This is a genomic window from Candidatus Saccharibacteria bacterium oral taxon 488, from assembly GCA_013100825.1.
Taxonomy (GTDB): Bacteria; Patescibacteriota; Saccharimonadia; order Saccharimonadales; family Saccharimonadaceae; genus Nanosynbacter.
In genome coordinates this window covers 461473-480750 of record CP040001.1, presented here as the reverse complement: position 1 = coordinate 480750, position 19278 = coordinate 461473, and the positions used below count along the sequence as shown (strand labels likewise).

The 19278-nt window shown below is 52.9% G+C and carries 18 protein-coding genes; 16 read left to right on the top strand and 2 right to left on the bottom strand.

What is annotated here, in order from left to right; genetic code table 11:
- Window positions 1-33: 33 nt before the first annotated feature.
- Window positions 34-972: a thymidylate synthase gene (locus tag FBF26_02610; GenBank protein ID QJU10148.1), complete on the top strand. Its 939-nt coding sequence runs from the start codon at window positions 34-36 to the stop codon at window positions 970-972.
- Window positions 973-1032: 60 nt separating this feature from the next.
- On the opposite strand, the gene FBF26_02605 is transcribed toward FBF26_02610, so the two are convergent.
- Window positions 1033-1530 carry a dihydrofolate reductase gene (locus FBF26_02605; protein QJU10147.1) on the bottom strand — a complete coding sequence of 166 codons (498 nt, stop codon included), beginning with the start codon at window positions 1528-1530 and terminating at the stop codon, window positions 1033-1035.
- A 113-nt stretch (window positions 1531-1643) separates the two neighbouring features.
- Here FBF26_02605 and dcd point away from each other — a divergent pair, with 113 nt between their 5' ends.
- The 10 genes from dcd (at window position 1644) to fusA (ending at window position 16029) form a co-directional block, all read left to right on the top strand.
- Window positions 1644-2363 (top strand): dCTP deaminase, encoded by a 720-nt coding sequence (gene dcd / locus FBF26_02600; GenBank protein ID QJU10146.1) that lies wholly within the window; start codon window positions 1644-1646, stop codon window positions 2361-2363.
- Entirely contained in the window at window positions 2360-3007 is a 648-nt protein-coding gene (gene tmk / locus FBF26_02595; GenBank protein ID QJU10145.1) for a dTMP kinase, read from the top strand. Before dcd ends, tmk begins: the two co-directional genes overlap by 4 nt.
- 24 nt (window positions 3008-3031) lie before the next feature.
- Window positions 3032-3694 (top strand): hypothetical protein, encoded by a 663-nt coding sequence (locus FBF26_02590; GenBank protein QJU10144.1) that lies wholly within the window; start codon window positions 3032-3034, stop codon window positions 3692-3694.
- Between the two features lie 169 nt (window positions 3695-3863).
- On the top strand, window positions 3864-7232 hold the full coding sequence (locus FBF26_02585; GenBank protein QJU10143.1) for a DNA-directed RNA polymerase subunit beta: 3369 nt from the start codon (window positions 3864-3866) through the stop codon (window positions 7230-7232).
- 1 nt (window position 7233) lies between these two features.
- Window positions 7234-11082 carry a DNA-directed RNA polymerase subunit beta' gene (rpoC, locus tag FBF26_02580; protein QJU10142.1) on the top strand — a complete coding sequence of 1283 codons (3849 nt, stop codon included), beginning with the start codon at window positions 7234-7236 and terminating at the stop codon, window positions 11080-11082.
- Window positions 11083-11383: 301 nt separating this feature from the next.
- Window positions 11384-11797 carry a 30S ribosomal protein S12 gene (locus FBF26_02575; GenBank protein QJU10141.1) on the top strand — a complete coding sequence of 138 codons (414 nt, stop codon included), beginning with the start codon at window positions 11384-11386 and terminating at the stop codon, window positions 11795-11797.
- Between the two features lie 2 nt (window positions 11798-11799).
- Window positions 11800-12279 (top strand): 30S ribosomal protein S7, encoded by a 480-nt coding sequence (gene rpsG / locus FBF26_02570; protein ID QJU10140.1) that lies wholly within the window; start codon window positions 11800-11802, stop codon window positions 12277-12279.
- An 80-nt stretch (window positions 12280-12359) separates the two neighbouring features.
- Window positions 12360-12854, top strand: coding sequence for a YajQ family cyclic di-GMP-binding protein (locus FBF26_02565; GenBank protein ID QJU10139.1), 495 nt, complete (start codon window positions 12360-12362; stop codon window positions 12852-12854).
- A 53-nt stretch (window positions 12855-12907) separates the two neighbouring features.
- Window positions 12908-13819, top strand: coding sequence for a hypothetical protein (locus tag FBF26_02560; GenBank protein ID QJU10138.1), 912 nt, complete (start codon window positions 12908-12910; stop codon window positions 13817-13819).
- A gap of 122 nt (window positions 13820-13941) precedes the next feature.
- On the top strand, window positions 13942-16029 hold the full coding sequence (gene fusA / locus FBF26_02555) for an elongation factor G (GenBank protein ID QJU10137.1): 2088 nt from the start codon (window positions 13942-13944) through the stop codon (window positions 16027-16029).
- Window positions 16030-16098: 69 nt separating this feature from the next.
- Here the strand turns inward: fusA and FBF26_02550 are convergent, their stop codons facing one another.
- The gene (locus tag FBF26_02550) at window positions 16099-16353 is read right to left on the bottom strand and encodes a hypothetical protein (protein QJU10136.1); all 255 of its coding nucleotides are present in this window, start codon (window positions 16351-16353) and stop codon (window positions 16099-16101) included.
- 270 nt (window positions 16354-16623) lie between these two features.
- Here FBF26_02550 and FBF26_02545 point away from each other — a divergent pair, with 270 nt between their 5' ends.
- The 5 genes from FBF26_02545 to rpsS are packed head-to-tail and all read left to right on the top strand — an operon-like array spanning window position 16624 to window position 19277.
- A complete protein-coding gene (locus tag FBF26_02545) occupies window positions 16624-17238 on the top strand; it encodes a 50S ribosomal protein L3 (protein QJU10135.1) in 615 nt (204 codons plus the stop codon).
- Complete coding sequence (gene rplD, locus FBF26_02540; protein ID QJU10134.1) at window positions 17238-17843, top strand: 50S ribosomal protein L4; 606 nt, start codon at window positions 17238-17240, stop codon at window positions 17841-17843. Before FBF26_02545 ends, rplD begins: the two co-directional genes overlap by 1 nt.
- 1 nt (window position 17844) lies before the next feature.
- Complete coding sequence (locus tag FBF26_02535; protein ID QJU10133.1) at window positions 17845-18165, top strand: 50S ribosomal protein L23; 321 nt, start codon at window positions 17845-17847, stop codon at window positions 18163-18165.
- Window positions 18165-19004, top strand: a complete 840-nt coding sequence (rplB, locus tag FBF26_02530) for a 50S ribosomal protein L2 (protein ID QJU10132.1) — start codon at window positions 18165-18167, stop codon at window positions 19002-19004. The genes FBF26_02535 and rplB overlap by 1 nt, the downstream gene beginning before the upstream one ends.
- A gap of 6 nt (window positions 19005-19010) precedes the next feature.
- Window positions 19011-19277: a 30S ribosomal protein S19 gene (rpsS, locus tag FBF26_02525; GenBank protein QJU10131.1), complete on the top strand. Its 267-nt coding sequence runs from the start codon at window positions 19011-19013 to the stop codon at window positions 19275-19277.
- Window position 19278: the final 1 nt, after the last annotated feature.

Below are 19278 nucleotides of genomic sequence, written 5' to 3'. Positions count from 1 at the left end.
TTGTCATAATTAAGGAAAAGACGAGGAGGGGTTATGAGACAATATCTGGACACACTGCGGCAGGTTCGCGACAACGGCGTGAAAAAAGGTGACCGCACCGGCACGGGCACGACGGAAGTGTTTGGTGTACAAACTCGGTATGATTTAGCGGACGGGTTTCCGGCCGTGACCACCAAGAAGTTGTATTTTACCAGCGTGGCGCATGAGCTGCTGTGGTTTCTCAAAGGCACCGGTAATATTGAATATCTAGCGCAAAACGGCGTGCATATTTGGGACGAGTGGCCGTACAAGAATTATTTGGAAAAAACCGGACAGGACATTCCAGAGATCAACGGCGACGAGTGGCGTGCCGGCCTGAAAGAATTTATCGGTAAAATCGCGACTGATCACACGTTTGCTGAAGCGTGGGGTAATTTGGGGCCGGTCTACGGCGTGCAGTGGCGCAAATGGCCAGACGGCAAGGGCGGGACGATTGACCAAATCCAAAATGCCATCGACATGATACAGAATAATCCGACATCGCGGCGCAACATCGTCAGCGCCTGGAACGTGGCGGAAATTGACGACATCGTACAGTCAGGCGGACTACCACCGTGCCACACCATGTTCCAATTCAATGTTCGGCCAGGCGGGGGCGGTGAGAAAGATAAGTTGGACTTGGCGCTGACCCAGCGTTCGGCGGACATGTTCCTTGGCGTGCCATTTAATATCGCCAGCTACTCCCTGCTGCTGTCGATGATCGCCCAGGTAACTGACAAGCAGCCCGGCGAATTCATCCACACCCTGAATAGCGCGCATATTTATACCAATCACCGCACGCAGGTTGACGAGCAGTTATCGCGCCGTCCGCTGCCGCTGCCGAAACTATGGCTCAATCCAGATATCAAGAATATCGACGATTTCACCATTGACGATATTCGTCTGGAGAATTACGAGCATCATCCGCCTATCAAGGCGCCGATTGCGGTGTAGTGTGTTCGGACAATTTGTTGGCGTACTAAATTATCCAAAGGTGTTGGGAATTGAGCTCAGCTAAATTATCCGACGATACATCACAAAATCAAAGTCGTACTTATTCTCGATGTCCGCGGGATGATGGACGCGGTTCACTTCCTGCCAGGTGGTCATGTCAATTTCTGGGAAAAAGGTGTCGGCGTCTGGGAATGCAGCGTTGACCTCGGTGGCGTAAATAGTGTCAATCTCTGGTGTGTTCAGCGCATCGTCATACACCCGTGCGCCGCCGATGATGAAGGTTTTGTAACGAGCTAGCGCCAGGGCGCTTTCTAGGTTTACCGCTGTGAGCACACCTTTAACGCCGGTTGGCCGCGAGGAAATAACGATGTTTTCGCGCTCCGGCAGCGGACGACGGCCAATTGACTCAAAGGTTTTTCGGCCCATGATGACGTCGCTACCTTTGGTTAGCCGCTTGAAGTGCGCCAAATCTGCTGGCAAGCTCCGTCCCCACGGCAAATCGCCACCTCGTCCGATGGCGCGGTTTTTGTCATAGGCGACGACAATGGCTTTCTCCATACCTTCAGTCTAGCATGATGTAAAATTTACGAAAAGCTTGCCCGAGCGGGTAAATGTTGTCATAATAGAATCACTCGGGGGAGTGAGGTAAGATAAACAAGAGGAGGCGCGGCATGAGCGTGTATTCAAACCGGGAAATTTTGGCAGCAATCGAGGAGGGGACGATCGTCTGTACGCCATTTGATCCGGACAATGTGTCAGAAGCCAGCCTAGATTTTACGCTGGGGCATTATTTTTATAAACAGGAATTTGACGATCAGTCAAGTGTCTATAATCCATTTGACGAAGCGGAGGTGGCGCGGTATTTTAAGGGGCCGCTGATGGCGATACCGCACGCCGAGTGGTGCGAACATAACGGCTTTAGGCGGTTTCGTAATATTCCGGACGATCATCCAATCATTGTACTGCGCCCTGGCGAGCGGATCTTGGCGCATACCCACGAGTTTGTGGGGATTCGGGCGCACGGCGGCGCGGCTGAGGTGAAAAGCCGCAGCTCGTGGGGCCGTAACGGCGTGGCGGTGTGTTTTGATGCCGGCTGGATCGATCCGGGCTATATCAATCGGATTACGCTCGAGATTTACAATTTGAACAAGCACGAAAGCGTGGTACTGCCAGTCGGCGAGCGCATCGGGCAATTAATTTTTCACCAGACCGGGCCGGTGGATGGTGGCTACGCTGACGGGCGTGGCGGCATCAGCGGCAAATATCAGCATACTGACGACCTTGCTGAGCTCATCCATAGCTGGCGTCCAGAAACGATGCTGCCGCGGGCGTTCAAGGATCGGCGTCATGCACCGGTGACTATCGTCGGGCTAAGCGAGGGTATCAAATGAACCGTCCCGGTCGATACATCGTCATCGAAGGCAACGACGGCACGGGCAAGTCAACCCAAGTAGCCATGCTGGCGGATTATTTTCAGGCGCGCGGCCGCGTCGTGTGTGTGGTCGAAGAGCCAGGCAGCGACGATCCAGAAAAGTCGACGCCGGTAGCCAATGAACTGAGGCGCATTGTCAAAAATGGCAATCTGGTGCGCTCTAGCGAAATTAACCTAGCGTTGTTTTCGGCGGCGCGGCGCGAGTTGTGGCGCGAAAAGATTCAGCCAGCCCTACAGCGCGGCGAGATCGTTCTGAGTGCGCGTAATTACATCTCAACACTGGCTTATCAGGGCTATGGCGACGGGCTAGATGCGGAGGAGATTATGCGGATGACAAAGCTATTTACCGACGAGCGATACCTGCAGCCGGATGCGATGATCATTTTAACGCTCAGCGACACCCAGCGCCAGCAGCGCATCGCGGAGCGCGGACATATCGCTCAGCCTGATACGTTTGAGTCGCGTGAGCAGTCGTTCCAGGACAGAGTTAACCACGCCTATGGGGCCATCGCCGCCGAGCGAAATATCCCGGTATTGTCAGCTGCCGGAGTTCCAGAGGAAGTGCACGCGTGGATTCTTGACAGCATTGCTCGATATTTATAGTATATTTCATAAACAGGAGAGGATATGATTGAGACAGTTCGATTAAGTGGTGGTGATATTACTGATTCATTGTGTGATGATCTGCGCTGCTTGTGGGTTGAGTCTCTCGTACATGTGAAGCCAGATATCAGCGCCTCCGAGATAAGGCGATTGTATCAATCTGAACAGTTTACGCCCGAAGTACTTCGGAGGCAAGCCGATCTTGTCGAGGGTGGTATTTATGTTGCGCTCGCAGATGCATCAATCAAGGCGGCAGTAAGTGTAGGTCGAACCGATGCCTTAGGCTTGGTCTCAGATATTCCGGATGTACAGGATAATAATCTGATATATCTCGAGCGGTATGGGGCTAGAAATATGAAACGCTGGGATCTGTTTCGGGGACTGGTAAATGCGGTACTTAATCATGAGACTGGGCCAAATAATCGGCCAGCATATCTTGGTATGTATATTGACGAGCGGGCTCTACTACTACCGGGTCACGTCAAAGATATTAATCCGCAAAATCACCAAGTTAGCCGTATTGTCAAACGTGACTCGGTTGGCGGTGTCGCTGGTAATTATCGACTACATACGGCGCAACTTCAAACCGATGGAAGCTGGGAATGGTTAGCGACGATCACTGACGGTGAGCGTGCGGCTAGATTACTGGGTGAAGTGTGCCTTCGTTTAGAACTAGCCGCTGCTTAACAATAGTCAATTTTTCTTTATTTTCTCTTGCAATTCATCGCCTCATGCGTCATAATGTGTCACAGTGAAGTAGTGTAGTTTTAGCGAGGGGCGAGCTTGATGGGCGGGCAAACCTCGGGCTCGTGCTGAGACTAAGAGATCTTCCGGCCGTGATCACCAATTATAATCAATGCGAGGAGTAACGCCTGTGGCTCAACAGACCACTCGTGGCGCGCGCGTCTTTTTCACTGGAACAGACAGTGCGATCGCCATGCCAAATCTCATCGCTCACCAAGAGGACTCGTGGCGCTGGTTCGTCGAGGATGGTTTGAGCGAAATCTTTTCAGAAATTAATCCAATTGACGACTACACTGGTCAGAAGTTGGCACTGCGGTTCGGCAGTTATCATTTTGACGAACCAAAGACCACCGACCAGTTCGCCAAGGAAAACAATTTGACGTTTGAAGCGCCACTGCACGCAACCGTCGAACTAACCAACAAAGTCACGGGCGAAGTCAAGGAGCAGGAGATCTACCTCGGTGATTATCCATGGATGACCGAGCGCGGCACCTTCATCATCAATGGTACGGAGCGCGTAGTGGTCAGTCAGCTGATTCGCTCGGCTGGTGTGTTCTTTACCGCCGACACGGTAGCTGGCCGTAATTACTACGGTGCCAAGATGATCCCAGGCCGCGGCGCATGGCTGGAATTTGAAACGGCGACTAATGGCACGATTTATGTCAAGATTGACCGTCGTCGCAAATTGCCGGTGACGACTTTGCTGCGGGCTTTGGGCCATCCAAAAACATCAGAAATTCGTGAATTATTTGCTGACATTGACACGGGCGAGACCAGCTACATTCAGGAAACGCTTGAAAAAGATACCGCGCGTGGCGCTAATGAAGCGCTGATCGAAGTCTATCGTCGCCTGCGGCCGGGCGATCTGGCGACAGTTGATAATGCGCGCCAGATGATCGAGCGAATGTTCTTTGATTTCAAGCGCTTTGATTATAGTCGGGTCGGCCGGTATAAGATGAACCAGCGCCTGGGTCTGGACGTTGCTAATACCGCTGAAAACCGTATCTTCCAGATGAGCGACCTGGTGGCCATCATCCGCGAGATTATTCGCCTCAACAATACCCAAGAGCCAGCTGATGACATTGATGCCCTGAGTAATCGCCGCGTCAAGCTGGTCGGCGAGCTGATTGCCCGTCAGTTCCGCGTCGGTATGCTCAGAATGCAGCGCAACGCCATGGACCGGATGAGTGTGGCTGATATGGAGAACGTCACGCCGAGCCAGTTGATCAATGCACGACCAGTGGTGGCAGCAGTGCGCGAGTTCTTTACTAGTTCGCAGCTCAGTCAGCTCCTCGATGAGGTCAATCCACTGTCCGAACTGAGCCACAAGCGCCGATTGAGCTCGATGGGGCCGGGCGGTTTGAGCCGCGAGCGCGCCGGTTTTGACGTGCGCGACGCTCACCCAACGCATTACGGCCGTATCTGCTCGGTGGAGACGCCAGAGGGCGCTAACGTTGGTCTGGTGCTGAACCTCGCTACCTACGCGCGTGTCAATGAGTATGGCTTTATCGAGACGCCATACCTGCGCGTCACCGATGGTCGGGTGACAGACGAAGTGGTCTATCTGGATGCTGCCCAGGAAGCCAGCGAAGTCATCGCCGACGCCGGAGCACGCTTGAATGACGACAAGTCGTTCACCGACAGCCGTGTCAGCGCCCGTAAATTCCTCCAGCCAGGTCAGGTTGACGTCGAAGAAGTTACCTTTATGGACGCTGCTCACAAGCAGATCCTCGGCTCGACGGCGGCGCTAGTGCCGTTTATCGAAAAAACCCGCGTCGACCGCGCCTTGACTGGCTCGAACATGCAGCGCCAAGCAGTGCCGCTGCTCACGCCAGAGCCAGCGGTTGTCGGTACCGGTATTGAGCAGGCGGTGGCCGAGAATAGTGGCCACCTGATCCAGGCCGAGGCTGATGGCGAAGTAGTGCGGGCTGACGCTGATGAAATTCATGTCAAGTACGCTGATGGCGTCAAGGTCTATACGCTACGGCACTTTGTCAAGAATAATGACGATCGCTGCTACAACCAAAAGGTTCGCGTGGCGCGTGGCGATAGGGTCAAGCAGGGCGACATCCTCGTCGAGGGCGCATCAATTGCCGAGGGCGAGATCGCGCTGGGGCGAAACCTGACGGTGGCCTTTATGCCGTGGGGTGGTTACAACATGGAGGACGCGATTATCCTCAGTCGCCGCTTGGTGGAGGACGATCGCTTGACCAGCATTAATATCAAGGATTATAACGTGGAGGTTCGCGAGACCAAGCTCGGCCCAGAGATCGTCACTCGCGACATTCCGAATGTGTCAGAAGACAGTCTGCGCCACTTAGACGAAAACGGTATCGTGCAAATTGGTTCTGAGGTCAAGGCTGGCGACGTCTTGGTTGGTAAGATTACGCCGAAAGGCGAGCAGGAGCTTAGCTCTGAGGAGCGTCTGCTGCGCGCTATCTTTGGTGAAAAAGCCAAGGATGTCCGTGACACTTCACAGCGCATGAACAATGCTGGCGGCGGCAAGGTCGTCGGTGTCAAGATCTTTAGCCGCGAGAATGGCCACGAGCTCAAGGCTGGCGTATTGATGCAAATCCAGATCTTTGTGGCGCAGATGCGCAAGATCGGTGTCGGCGACAAGATGGCTGGTCGCTTCGGTAACAAGGGTGTGGTCGCACGAGTACTGCCGGTCGAGGATATGCCATTCATGGAGGATGGTACGCCAGTTGACGTGATCTTGAACCCGCTGGGTGTGCCGAGCCGCATGAACCTCGGTCAGCTGTTTGAAACGCACCTTGGTATGGCGGCACGAGCGTTGGGCTACCGTGTGGCGACGCCGTCGTTTGATGGTGTGCCATCAGCAACGATTTCTGATGAATTAGAAAAAGCAGGCTTTGCCCGCGATGGTAAATCACAACTCTTTGATGGTCGGACCGGTGAAGCATTTGAAGAGCGCACCACAGTTGGCGTGATGCATATGATTAAGCTACACCACATGGTCTCTGACAAGATTCACGCCCGCTCAACTGGTCCATACACCATGGTTACTCAGCAGCCGCTCGGCGGTAAAGCACAGAACGGTGGTCAGCGCTTCGGCGAGATGGAGGTCTGGGCACTAGAAGCCTACGGTGCCGCTGCAACCTTGCAGGAAATGCTAACCATCAAGTCTGACGACGTCTATGGCCGGGCTAAGGCTTACGAGTCCATCATCAAGGACGAGCCAATCGTCGGGCCGAAACTGCCAGAATCCTTCAACGTGCTTGTCAAGGAGCTCCAGGGATTGGGCCTTCGGGTTGATCTGCTTGACGAGGGCGGCGTGGTTGACGCTGAGCATGTCATCGCCTCCAGTGGCCCAGCTGACAAGACCGTGCCACAAGCCGCGAGCGACGACGATGACGATGACCAAGTTTACTTAGATGAATCAGACGACATCGGCGACATCGAGGCCGGTATGAGCGTACAAGATATTGACGAAGTAGAAGAAATAAAGGAGGAGGCGTAAGATGGCGCAATATTCATTTAACGCGACCGGAATTAGCGATTTTGATGCGGTGCGCCTAGCGGTGGCCAGCGCCGAGGACATCCTAAAGTGGAGTCACGGCGAGGTTCTCAAGCCAGAGACGATCAATTATCGCACCCAAAAGCCAGAGCGCGATGGCTTGTTCTGCGAGCGGATCTTCGGTCCGGTCAAGGATATCAATCCGCATGATTCCAAGCTCAAGGGCGTGCGTTCACGCGAGGCTGCAGTCGATAAAAACGGCGAGCTCGTCACCAAGTCAATCGTCCGCCGCGAGCGCATGGGCCACATTCAGCTGGCCGCACCAGTAGCGCACATTTGGTTTATGCGCGGCACGCCGAGCGCCATGAGCTTGCTACTGGGGATGACGGTGCGTAATATTGAGCGGATCGCCTACTTTGCGACCTATGTCATTCTCAAGGTTGATGAGATCACCCGCGACCAATACCTGGCGGATCTAGAAGCTGAAACCGAAGCTGGTCGGATGGCGATTAAGATGCGCTACGAGCAGCTTGCGGAAGCTGACAATGCTGATATCAAGCAGCTGGCGAAGGAACAGAGCCGTGAGGTTGACGAGCTTAACGACAAGTACGCGACGAAGAAAACGCAGCTCGAGGGCCTCGTCAAGGGCGCACTGATCTCGGAGACGGATTATCGCAACTTGCCAGAGGAGTACGACGAGCTGATCGAGGTCGGCATGGGTGCCAGTGCGCTCAAGGCGCTGCTGGATGAAATTGATCTGTCAGAACTGATCGCCCAGCTAAGTGAGGAGGCTGAACATGCCAAGGGTCAGCGCGAGAAGAAACTGCTCAAGCGCCTGAAGATGCTTGAGAGCATGCAGGCTGCTGGTATCAAGCCGTCCAGTCTCTGTCTGACGGTACTGCCAGTCATCCCACCAGACTTACGTCCAATGGTCGCCCTCAGTGGTGGTCGGTTTGCCACGTCTGACCTGAACGACTTGTATCGCCGTATCATCAACCGCAACAACCGTCTGAAGAAACTGGTCGAGCTCAATGCTCCAGAAGTGATTCAGCGCAATGAACGACGCATGCTGCAAGAGGCCGTCGATGCCCTGATCGACAACGCAGCGGCGCGCGGTGGTCGGGCAGTCAGCTCGACTGGCAGCCGTCGTCGCCTCAAATCAATTAGCGATATGCTTAAAGGTAAGCAAGGCCGCTTCCGTCAGAACCTGCTCGGTAAACGCGTCGATTACTCTGGTCGCTCGGTCATCGTCGTTGGCCCGAAGCTAAAGATCAATCAGTGCGGCCTGCCAAAACAAATGGCGCTCGAACTATTCAAGCCGTTCGTCATCAGCTGGCTGATCAAGGGCGAATTCGCCCATAACATCCGCTCGGCGACTCGCCTGATCGAGTCGGGTGAGGCGGTTGTGTGGGACGCGCTGGACGAGGCGATCAAGGGCAAGTACGTGCTGCTCAACCGCGCACCGAGCTTGCACCGCCTGTCAATTCAATCCTTCCAGCCAGTCCTGGTCGAGGGTAAAGCCATTCAGCTGCATCCGCTGGTCTGCGCTGGTTTTAACGCCGACTTTGACGGTGACCAGATGGCTGTCCACCTGCCGCTTTCCAAGGAAGCGCAGGCCGAGGCACGCGAGCTGATGAGCGCTACTAACAACCTGTTGAAGCCTGCCGACGGTGCGCCAGTGCTGCACATCTCGCAGGATATCGTGCTCGGTAACTACTACTTGACGTATGACAAGCCGCAGGCCCAGACTGACGATGTCAAGTCATTTAGCTCAGTCTACGAGGCAGAACTGGCGTACGACAAGGGTGCTATCCAACTGCAAACGCCAATTCGCATCTATGCCAAGGGTAAATTACGCCAGACGACCTTGGGCCGCGTCTTCTTTAACGAGATTCTGCCAGAGGACTTCCCATATGACAACAATGTTCAGACGAAGAAGCAGCTGAAGAAGGTCTTGGCACAAATTTTCAACAAGTACGGTGCCGAGGAAACTGCCAAGATTGCCGACCGCATGAAGGGTCAGGCCTTCCGCTTCGCGACAACCGCGGCCGTGTCAACTGGTATGACCGACTACGTGCACTTTGACGAGATCGCTGAGTTCGTGGCTGAGGGCGACGCCAAGGCGGCCTTGATTTCCGAGCAATTCGACCAAGGTTTGATCACCGAGGACGAGCGTTACAACTTGACGGTGAATGCCTGGCGAAATGTGGATAATAAGATTACGGCCTTCCTCCAGGATCAGCTGGCGCACATGGACACCAGTATCTCGATGATGGTCAACTCTGGTGCTCGTGGTGATATCTCCAATGTCAAGCTGGCCAGCGCCATGATCGGTATCCAGGTTGACGCGGCTAACCGCGAGATCGAGCTGCCAATCCGTAGTTCCTACACCGGTGGTTTGTCCAGCCTGGAGGCCTTCGTGGCGACCCGTGGTGCGCGTAAGGGTCTGATCGACACCGCTTTGAAGACTGCCGACTCAGGCTACCTGACGCGACGTTTAGTTGATGTGGCACAGGACGTCTTTACGGTTGAGGACGTTGAAGGTGACGATGAAGGTTACGCGATCTACCGCTCAGAAACTGAGGAAACGATGATCGACTTCTCGAACCGCTTGGCTGGTCGGTATGCCGCTGAGACGATTCCAGGTCACGTCAACAAGGACGAATTGATCACTCGGGAAATTGCTGACTCAATTGATGACGATGAAAGTATCCAGAGTGTCAAGATTCAATCAGTCCTGTCAACCAACAACCTCAACGGTATTCCACAGCGCAGCTACGGCGTTGACATGTCAACCGGTAAACTGGTTGGCAATCATCAGCCAGTCGGTGTCATCGCTGCCCAGTCAGTCGGTGAGCCAGGTACTCAGCTGACCTTGCGCACCTTCCACAACTCCGGTGTGGCCGGTGGTGACATCACCCAGGGTCTGCCGCGCGTTGAAGAATTGTTTGAAGCGCGCACACCAAAGGGCCAGGCATATGTCACGGAAATTGCCGGGTTAGTTGATGTTTGGGAAGACGGCAAAAAGTACATCGTCCAAGTTACCCCAGAATCCGGCAAGGTTGAGCGCTTGCCGCTGGATGGCCGAACCATCGTGGTCAAGGCTGGTTCAAGTGTTAAGGCTGGCGATGTACTAGCAACTGGCGAAGGCGACACTCGTCCGCTCATCGCACCGTTTGACGGTGTGGTCGAGGCAGCCGAAGACACGCTAGTGATCGCTGCTGAAGCTGGAGCACCAGCTCGCTACGAAATCCCAGGCACCATGCAGTTGGTTGTTAAGGCTAATGACGTTGTCGAGGCTGGCGACCGCTTGACGGCTGGTTCATTGAACCTGCATGACTTGATGCGCCTCAAGGGCGTCGAGGCAACTCAGCGCTACATCATCAACGAAGTGCTGCGCATTTACGCCGCTCAGGGTCAAGACGTGGCCGACAAGCACCTGGAGATCATCGTTCGCCAGATGTTTAGTCGCGTCCAGATCGAAGACGCGGGCGACAGTGACTTTGTGACGGGCGACATCGTTTCTAAGGCTGCGGTGGTAAACACCAACAAGCAACTAGCGGCTGAGGGCAAAAACCTCATCAGCTACACCCAGTTGCTACTCGGTATCACCAAGGTGTCAATCTGGAGCGACTCATGGCTATCTGCTGCGTCCTTCCAGGACACCACTCGCGTGCTGATCAACGCTGCCGTATCTGGCCGCGCTGATCACTTGCATGGTCTCAAAGAAAACGTCATCATCGGCCGCAAGATTCCAGTAGGAACGGGTGCTGTCGAAGAGACGGAAACCGACGAGCCAAGCGAGGACGAGTTCGCTGACAATCAGGAGGAGGAACTAGCTGTAGCAGTATAAGCCAACTGGCTTTCTTTCTCGGAAAACCGCTCCGATGGATACGGGGCGGTTTTTCTATAGCAATTGCACGCAATCTATGCTATAATCTCTCCCAGAGTTTCCTCTTTTCGGAGCAAGCGGTGGTTTGAATGTGTACAGACCGCATGCTCGGCAGGAAAGGTATAGACACGGGGCGGAGTTGCTGAGTCCAAGCCGTAGGCGCTAAGAGAAGCTAGTTTTTGCGTGCAAAATCGCGCGCCAGCCCACTTTGTGCCACCAGGCGAATCGCCATAAGTCACTAAATCAACCAAGGAGAAATTGGATGCCAACAATCAACCAATTGGTGCGCAAGCCGCGCCAAACGGCTAAGAAAAAGTCCAAGTCGCCAGCACTGGGTCGCATTCACAACGCCCTGAAAACGCGTTACTACGACCAGAATGCACCGCTCAAGCGTGGTGTGTGTGTGCGTGTGACGACCAAGACGCCAAAGAAACCAAACTCAGCTTTGCGTAAAGTTGCCCGCGTGAAACTAAACAACGGCTACGAAGTCTGGGCCTACATCGGTGGTGAAGGTCACAACTTGCAGGAGCACGCTGTGGTCTTGATCCGCGGTGGTCGTGTGCCTGACCTTCCAGGTGTGCGTTATCACATCGTCCGTGGCGCGTTGGACCTTCAAGGTGTCAACAACCGCAAGCGGGGCCGTTCGAAGTACGGTACCAAGAAAGGGGATAAGTAATCATGCCTCGTAAAGTTACCAAGAAATTACAACGCCAACTACAGCCTGACCGCCGCTACCAAAGCGTGCTGGTACAGCGCCTGATCAACAAGTCAATGCTGGATGGCAAGAAATTGGCGGCTGAACGTGCTGTCTACACCGCACTGGAAACTGCTGCTAAAAAATTGGATTCAGAAGATCCACTGGCAGTGTTCGAGAAAGCCTTGAAAAACGTCAGTCCAAACTTTGAGGTGAAAAGCCGCCGTGTCGGTGGTGCCAACTACCAGATCCCATTCCCAGTTCAGGGACACCGTCAGTTGCACTACGCGTTTAGCTGGCTAGTCCAGTCAGCTCGCGCTCGTAGTGGCATGCCATATTCACAGCGTTTGGCGCTGGAAATCGTCGATGCGTATAACGAAGCTGGTGCCGCCTTCAAGAAGAAGGAAGACACCCACAAGATGGCCGAAGCCAACCGTGCCTTTGCACACTTTGCTCGCGGCTAATTGTCGGGAAAATGTAAACTCAGAAATCGCTCTGAAAAACGGGCGATTTTTGTTATAATGAGGAAAATGAGGAGGGGTAAATGGCAAGTTTTTCATTTGATATTGTGTCAGAAATTGACAAAGCCGAGCTGAATAATGTTTTCATGCAGGCGGAAAAAGAGATCCAAGGGCGGTACGATTTTAAGGGGACGAGTGCTGGGATTGACTGGCTGGATGATAAAAAAGGATTCAAGCTCACTGGTGATAACGACTGGCAGGTTGATGCGGTGCTGGACATTGTGCGCAAGAAACTGGCGGCTCGGGGTCAGTCGAGCAAAGTCCTCGATCTCACCAAAGAAAAGATCACCTCAAATCTCAAAACCACCTGGGAAATTCCTTTCAAACAAGGCCTCGACCAGCCGACCGCCAAGCGCATCGCTGCCGACATTCGCGCTGCGGCGCCCAAAGCCAAGCCGCAAATCCAAGGCGACCTCGTCCGTGTCACCTCCGCCTCGAAAGATGAGTTACAGAAAGTCGTTGGCTTGGTGCGTGAAAATGATTATGACACGCCGCTGCAGTGCGTGAATTATCGCTAAGAGCTTTATGGTTATGGTTGCGTCAGTCGGCTTTTACGCCGTATGATTAAGAGATGACGACTGAGTCTACCCCATCTGCCACCCCGCTGCCCGAGAACCTTGCGTTACTTGATAAGGCTGTTTTCAATCAGCAAGTCGCCACTGTCCTCCGCCTGGCTCGAGAACGAATGGCCGACGTTCGAAAGCTCAATCCTCATCAGTATCTAGAAGCCACTGTGCGGATTAACCAAGAACTATTTGCCGGGCTTATCGGTCAGCTGATGGCGGTAAGCGGATGGGTGCAACAACATACCAAAAACGGAGAAGAATACGTATATATTGAAGATCATAAACTCCAGTGCGCCGGTTGCCTGATTGTCGCGAACAAGTCTGATCCAGAAATCGTACTTGGTGGTCTTGGCGTAACACCAGAGGGCACCACGGCCCAGTATGTCGTTCCGCTGGATGTCCTTATCCAGTTTCCGCAGCTGATGGATATTGAACAGGCCAAGGCTATTTTACAGCTGTACACGCCTGAGGTCCTTGATTATTTGAATAATATACGACCAGTTGATCCAAACAATAATTGTATCGACTCAGCTCGAATGATCAAGGAGCTGGTAGATATTCCGATTAATGAAATTCCTTTTAGGCGATTGTCGAATAGAGACCTTAATCGAGTCATTAAGGCGATAAACATTCACTGCAAGGTACTGGCTTCACTTGATCCGTATATGCCATACGATATTATGTATAAGGGCCTCGCGCTTCATAATAGGGAATGGGTTGAATTGAATACGGCGGGTGCGATGTATGTGCAATCTGTCTCCGTGGAAACCCTCGCCACCACGAGAGTCTGTGATTCTCTAGTGATGATGGTGCGTGCAACGCTCCTTGGTCGGTCTGATGCTCAAAACAAAGATTATTTACTCATGGCCAAGGGTATACAACAAATCCAATCAGGTCGTAGCCAAATTCCGCGCTAAGACAGGGCTCATTCACAAAACGCCAATCGTCTGCTATAATACAGCTCAAGCGTAGTTTTTTGGTGCGTCAAAATAGCTCCGGAGAATCTCGAACAATAACTATTTTTAACAAAGGAAAGACAATGGCAGCAAACGTTCCATTACAAAACTTTAGAAACATTGGTATCATTGCCCATATTGACGCCGGTAAAACGACGACCACTGAGGGTATCTTGTACCGCACTGGCTTGACACATAAAATTGGTGTAGTTAAGGGTGACGGCGACGGTGCGACCACCGACTGGATGGCGCAGGAAAAGGAGCGGGGCATTACCATTACCTCGGCGGCGGTGACCTGCTTCTGGAAAGACCATAAGATTAACATTATCGACACGCCAGGGCACATCGACTTTACTGCTGAGGTGGAGCGTTCGCTACGCGTGCTCGACGGCGCAGTGACCGTGTTTGACGGCAAGATGGGTGTTGAGGCGCAGTCTGAGACCGTCTGGCGCCAGGCTAACAAATACGGCGTGCCGCGCATTTGCTTCGTTAACAAGATCAACCAGACCGGTGGTGACTTCTGGAAATCTTTGGAATCAATTCACAATCGCTTGAGCAAACAAGCCTTTCCAATTCACATCCCAATTGGTTTTGAAAAGACGATTAACGGCGTGGTCGACCTCGTCGACATGAAAGCCTACACCTACGATGATTACACCGACCACGAGTTGAAAGTTGGCGAAATCCCGGCTGATATGCTGGAGAAGGCGAAGAATGCTCGCGCCCTGCTGGTGGAAAATGCCGTTGAGGCTGATGATGAATTGATGATGAAGTTCCTCGACCAGGGTGAGGAAGCGATTACTATCGACGAACTGAAAATGGCGCTGCGTAAGCGAGTGCTGGCTGGTGACTTCTTCTTAGTCACTGGTGGTGACGGCCGTGGTGTCATCGTGGAGAAGCTGCTTGACCTGATGGTTGACTACTTGCCAAGCCCGCTGGACGTTGACGAAATTTGGGGTAAAAATCCAAAGACTGGCGATGAAGTGAGCCGCAAGCCAGACGAAAAAGAGCCGATGAGCGCTCTCGCGTTCAAGATCGCTACTGACCCATTCGTTGGTAAATTGATCTTTATCCGCGTCTATTCCGGTGTCTTGAGCTCGGGCAGCTACGTCCTGAATACCACCACTGGCGACAAAGAGCGTATCGGCCGTATCGTGCGCATGCACGCCGACAAGCGCGAGGAAATCGACAAAATCGGTGCTGGCGACATCGCGGCAGTGGTTGGTTTGAAGAGCACCGGTACTGGTAATACCTTGACTGATCCAGCGCACCCAATTGCCCTGGAAAGTATCGAGTTCCCAGAGCCACCAGTATCCATCGCCGTTGAGCCAAAATCAAAGGCCGACCAAGAGAAGATGGCATTGGCCTTGCAGCGTCTGGCTGAGGAAGACCCAACCTTCCGCATCCACACTGACGAAGAAACTGGCCAGACGATTATGTCCGGCATGGGTGAGTTGCACCTCGATATCTTGATCGACCGTATGAAGCGCGAGTTCAAGGTTGAAGCGAACATTGGCGAGCCGCAGGTGGCCTTCCGCGAGTCAATCAAGGGCCGCGCCGAAGTCCAGGGTAAGCACGCCAAGCAGTCTGGTGGTCGCGGTCAGTACGGTGACGTTTGGGTACGCTTTGAGCCAAACGAAGCTGGCAAAGGCTTTGAATTTATCGACGAGATTAAGGGTGGCGTGGTTCCTCAGGAATATCGCCCGGCTGTGATGAAGGGTATCAAGGAAACCTTGGAAGGTGGTGTCATCGCTGGCTATCCAGTGGTTGACGTCAAGGCAACGCTGTATGATGGTTCGTACCACGATGTCGACTCCTCGGAACTAGCTTTCTCGCTAGCAGGTTCATTGGCAGCCCGCGAAGGTATCAAGCAAGCAACCCCAATCCTGCTCGAGCCAGTCATGAAAGTTGAAGTTACCACTCCAGAAGAGTTCATGGGCGACATCATCGGCGACCTGAACTCACGCCGCGGCCGCATCGACGCCATGGAAGATCTGATGGGCGGCGCCAAATTGGTCAAGGCCTTTGTGCCGCTGGCTAATATGTTTGGCTACACCTCAGACATCCGCTCGATGAGCCAGGGTCGCGCAGCCAGCACCATGGAGCTCGCGCAGTACGAGGAAGTTCCACCAAACGTAGCGCAGGAGATTATCGAAAAGCGCAACGCCTAGGGTGTGATGATAATGAATAATACCGCTCCTTACGGGGCGGTATTATTATTGGCTAACGGAACTCAGCGGTTATTGTGTCTCAGTAACTTCTCGTGCTGCTTCCTGCTGTGATTCCGCATATAAATTGAGAGCAATCTCTACAGCTTGTTGTATGGTTGGGTCCAGTGTCTCTAGATCCTCATACGATAGTTCACCATTTTCAACTTTTTCATATGTTAGTTGCCCGAACCATTCGAAGAACTTTCTCCTGTCTTTGTCGGTTTCTGGATTTCTTGTGACCTTGTCATAATCTGTCCAGGCCTTAGCTTCTGATGTTGCAGTCATGCTTTACTCCTCTTGCTATTTTATTCAAACTGTCAAATTATAGCAGGTAATCAACATCGTGTCAATAGTCCAGACCAACATTCTACCACTGTTGACGCCACAGACCAATGTGTGTTACAATCACAAAGTAATTTCTATTACGCGTAATATCAACTGTTCTCCTTGATGAATGAGCAGGTCTGGCTATGATTGAAGTGTTTATTATGAACGCCTCACGCAGAACCCAGAAACCGCACGTCATCAGGAGTATTTAAGTGGGAGTGAGGAAAAGTGAAAACACTTCTCGGTACCAAACTTGGTATGACCCAGCTCTTGGCTGAAGACGGCAAAGCCATTCCGGTGACGCTGATCCAAGCCGGCCCTGTCACCGTGACTCAGGTGAAAACTGTCGAAACCGACGGTTACAATGCGGTACAGGTCGCTTATGGAGAGGGTAAGAACCTGAGCAAGGCCGTGGCTGGACACGTCAAGCCAGCCCAAGTGACCCCGAAGCACATTCGGGAATTCCGCGTCGACGAGATCCCTGAAGGTCTCAAAGTTGGCGACGAAATCAACGTTTCCGCGTTCGAAGTCGGCGATTCTGTCGATGCGACCGGAACCAGCAAAGGTAAAGGTTTCGCTGGAACCATTAAACGCCACAACTTTAAGCGTCACCGCAAGACGCACGGTGGTAAAGGTAATACTCGTAAGCCAGGTTCAATTGGCTCGATGTATCCACAAAAAGTGTTCAAGGGTAAGACGATGGCTGGCCACATGGGTCACGAGCGTGTTACGGTCAAGAACCTGGAAGTGGCATATGTTGATCCAGAGACCAATCTGATCGGGGTAAAGGGCGCTGTGCCTGGGCCGCGAAAAGGGCTGATCATTTTAGGAGGTAACAAGTAATGGCTGAATCAACCAAACTTCCTAAAGACATTTTCGCTGTTGACGTGCCAAATCACGAATTGTTGAAATTGGCATATGACGGCTATCTAGCCAACGCTCGTTTGGCGAGCGCAACCACCAAGCAGCGCGGTGAAGTTTCCGGTGGTGGTAAAAAACCATGGAAGCAAAAGGGAACTGGTCGGGCACGTTTCGGCTCAACCCGTAACCCAATCTGGCGCGGTGGTGGTGTGGTCTTTGGCCCACGCGGCAACGAAAACTACACTAAAAAATTGTCTAAAACCGCCAAGAAAGTGGCAATTCGCCAAGCCTTGACGGTAGCACATGAGGCGAAGAAGATTAGCGTATTGCCGTATGAAGAAAAGGTTACTGGCAAGACTCGCGATGCTGTCGCCTTTTTGAAGCAGTTCAAGCTTGATAGAAAAGTACTGCTTGTCACGAGTGAAAAGACGCCAGAGTTGATGCGCGCAACTAACAACTTGCAAGAGGTATTGGTGATCCGTGCCAATTACCTTAGCGTGTATCATATCCTGAACGCTGATCATATTGTTATCTCACCACAAGCCCTCGACATCATCACCGCATGGCTCGGTAAGGAGGAAGCGTAATATGAAACAGATGACAATTATCCCACGCATTAGCGAGAAAGCATATGCACAGAGCGCCAATGGCGTGTACGTGTTCCGCGTTCCGCTCAACCTGAATAAAAACGAGATCAAAGCAGCAGTTGAAGCGCAATTTGACGTTACTGTCCTGAAGGTGAAAACCTTGGTACAAGACGGCAAAGCTGTGCGTTTCTCACGAGGTAAGAACCGCTATCCTGGCACGACTACGCGCAAGGATTGGAAGAAGGCTTACGTGACGCTGAAAGATGGCGATAAGCTCGATGTGTTTGACGCAGTAGAGCAGCAGATGGAGGAGACCAAGTAATGCCAGTGAAAGCTTACAATCCAACCACTCCTGCTCGTCGCGGCATGACGAGCCAGGACTTGTCGGATATCACGACGAAGAAACCGCTCAAAAGTCTGACCAAAGCCAAAAAGCAAAATGCCGGCCGCAACAACCAAGGCCGCATCACCGTGCGTCATCGCGGCGGTGGCGTTCGCCGTCACTACCGTTTGGTGAACCACAATCTGCCGAGCGGCTTGACTCTGACGGTTAAAGAAATTGAGTACGATCCAAACCGCTCAGCACGCATTGCTCGAGTGAAAGATCAGTACAATCTGTACCACTACGTATTGGCCGACACCTCAATGGTCAAGGGCAAGACGATTCAGACTGGCGAGGAAGCGCCAATCGAGGCATCAAACCGCCTGCCGCTGTCTGCTATCCCTGTTGGTACGATGATTTATGCTGTTGAACTGACTGCCGGCAAAGGTGCGCAAATGGTTCGCGCCGCTGGTGCCAAAGCTCAGTTGATGGCCAAAGAAGGCAATTACGCAACCATCAAATTGCCGTCTGGTGAAGTTCGCAAAGTTCGCCTGGAAGCAACCGCTGCCATCGGTACAGTCGGTAACGTCCAGCACCAGAACGTCAAAATCGGTTCAGCTGGTCGCCGCCGCCGCAAGGGTATTCGCCCAACCGTCCGCGGTGTCGTCATGAACGCCGCAGATCACCCACATGGTGGTGGTGACGGTGGTCGCCACGGTACTGGTAAAGCACCACGTACGCCATGGGGTCAATTGACGCTGGGTTATCGAACTCGCCGCCGCAAAGGCTCAAATAAATTAATCGTACGCACGCGTCACGACGCGAAGAGGAAGAGGTAAATCACGATGAGTCGTTCATTAAAGAAAGGTCCATTCGTCGATGTGAAGCTTGCGAAAAAAGTCGCTGCTCTCAGCCTTGACGATCGAACCGTTATCAAAACGTGGGCGCGCGCTTCGACCATCACCCCAGAAATGGTCGGTCGAACCATCGCCGTCTACAACGGTAAGATGCACGTGCCTGTGCTGATTACTGAAAACATGGTTGGCCACAAACTCGGTGAGTTTAGTCCAACTCGTAAGTTCCGTAAGCACGGCGGAAAGGATAAGAAGTAAT

Coding starts and splice junctions, on each gene's coding strand:
- FBF26_02565 (QJU10139.1), top strand. CDS start 12,360: ATGGCAAGTTTTTCATTTGATATTGTGTCAGAAATTGACAAAGCCGAG.
- dcd (QJU10146.1), top strand. CDS start 1,644: ATGAGCGTGTATTCAAACCGGGAAATTTTGGCAGCAATCGAGGAGGGG.
- FBF26_02575 (QJU10141.1), top strand. CDS start 11,384: ATGCCAACAATCAACCAATTGGTGCGCAAGCCGCGCCAAACGGCTAAG.
- FBF26_02560 (QJU10138.1), top strand. CDS start 12,908: ATGACGACTGAGTCTACCCCATCTGCCACCCCGCTGCCCGAGAACCTT.
- rpsG (QJU10140.1), top strand. CDS start 11,800: ATGCCTCGTAAAGTTACCAAGAAATTACAACGCCAACTACAGCCTGAC.
- FBF26_02610 (QJU10148.1), top strand. CDS start 34: ATGAGACAATATCTGGACACACTGCGGCAGGTTCGCGACAACGGCGTG.
- FBF26_02550 (QJU10136.1), bottom strand. CDS start 16,353: ATGACTGCAACATCAGAAGCTAAGGCCTGGACAGATTATGACAAGGTC.
- FBF26_02585 (QJU10143.1), top strand. CDS start 3,864: ATGCGAGGAGTAACGCCTGTGGCTCAACAGACCACTCGTGGCGCGCGC.
- FBF26_02590 (QJU10144.1), top strand. CDS start 3,032: ATGATTGAGACAGTTCGATTAAGTGGTGGTGATATTACTGATTCATTG.
- rpsS (QJU10131.1), top strand. CDS start 19,011: ATGAGTCGTTCATTAAAGAAAGGTCCATTCGTCGATGTGAAGCTTGCG.
- FBF26_02535 (QJU10133.1), top strand. CDS start 17,845: ATGAAACAGATGACAATTATCCCACGCATTAGCGAGAAAGCATATGCA.
- tmk (QJU10145.1), top strand. CDS start 2,360: ATGAACCGTCCCGGTCGATACATCGTCATCGAAGGCAACGACGGCACG.
- rplB (QJU10132.1), top strand. CDS start 18,165: ATGCCAGTGAAAGCTTACAATCCAACCACTCCTGCTCGTCGCGGCATG.
- fusA (QJU10137.1), top strand. CDS start 13,942: ATGGCAGCAAACGTTCCATTACAAAACTTTAGAAACATTGGTATCATT.
- FBF26_02605 (QJU10147.1), bottom strand. CDS start 1,530: ATGGAGAAAGCCATTGTCGTCGCCTATGACAAAAACCGCGCCATCGGA.
- rpoC (QJU10142.1), top strand. CDS start 7,234: ATGGCGCAATATTCATTTAACGCGACCGGAATTAGCGATTTTGATGCG.
- rplD (QJU10134.1), top strand. CDS start 17,238: ATGGCTGAATCAACCAAACTTCCTAAAGACATTTTCGCTGTTGACGTG.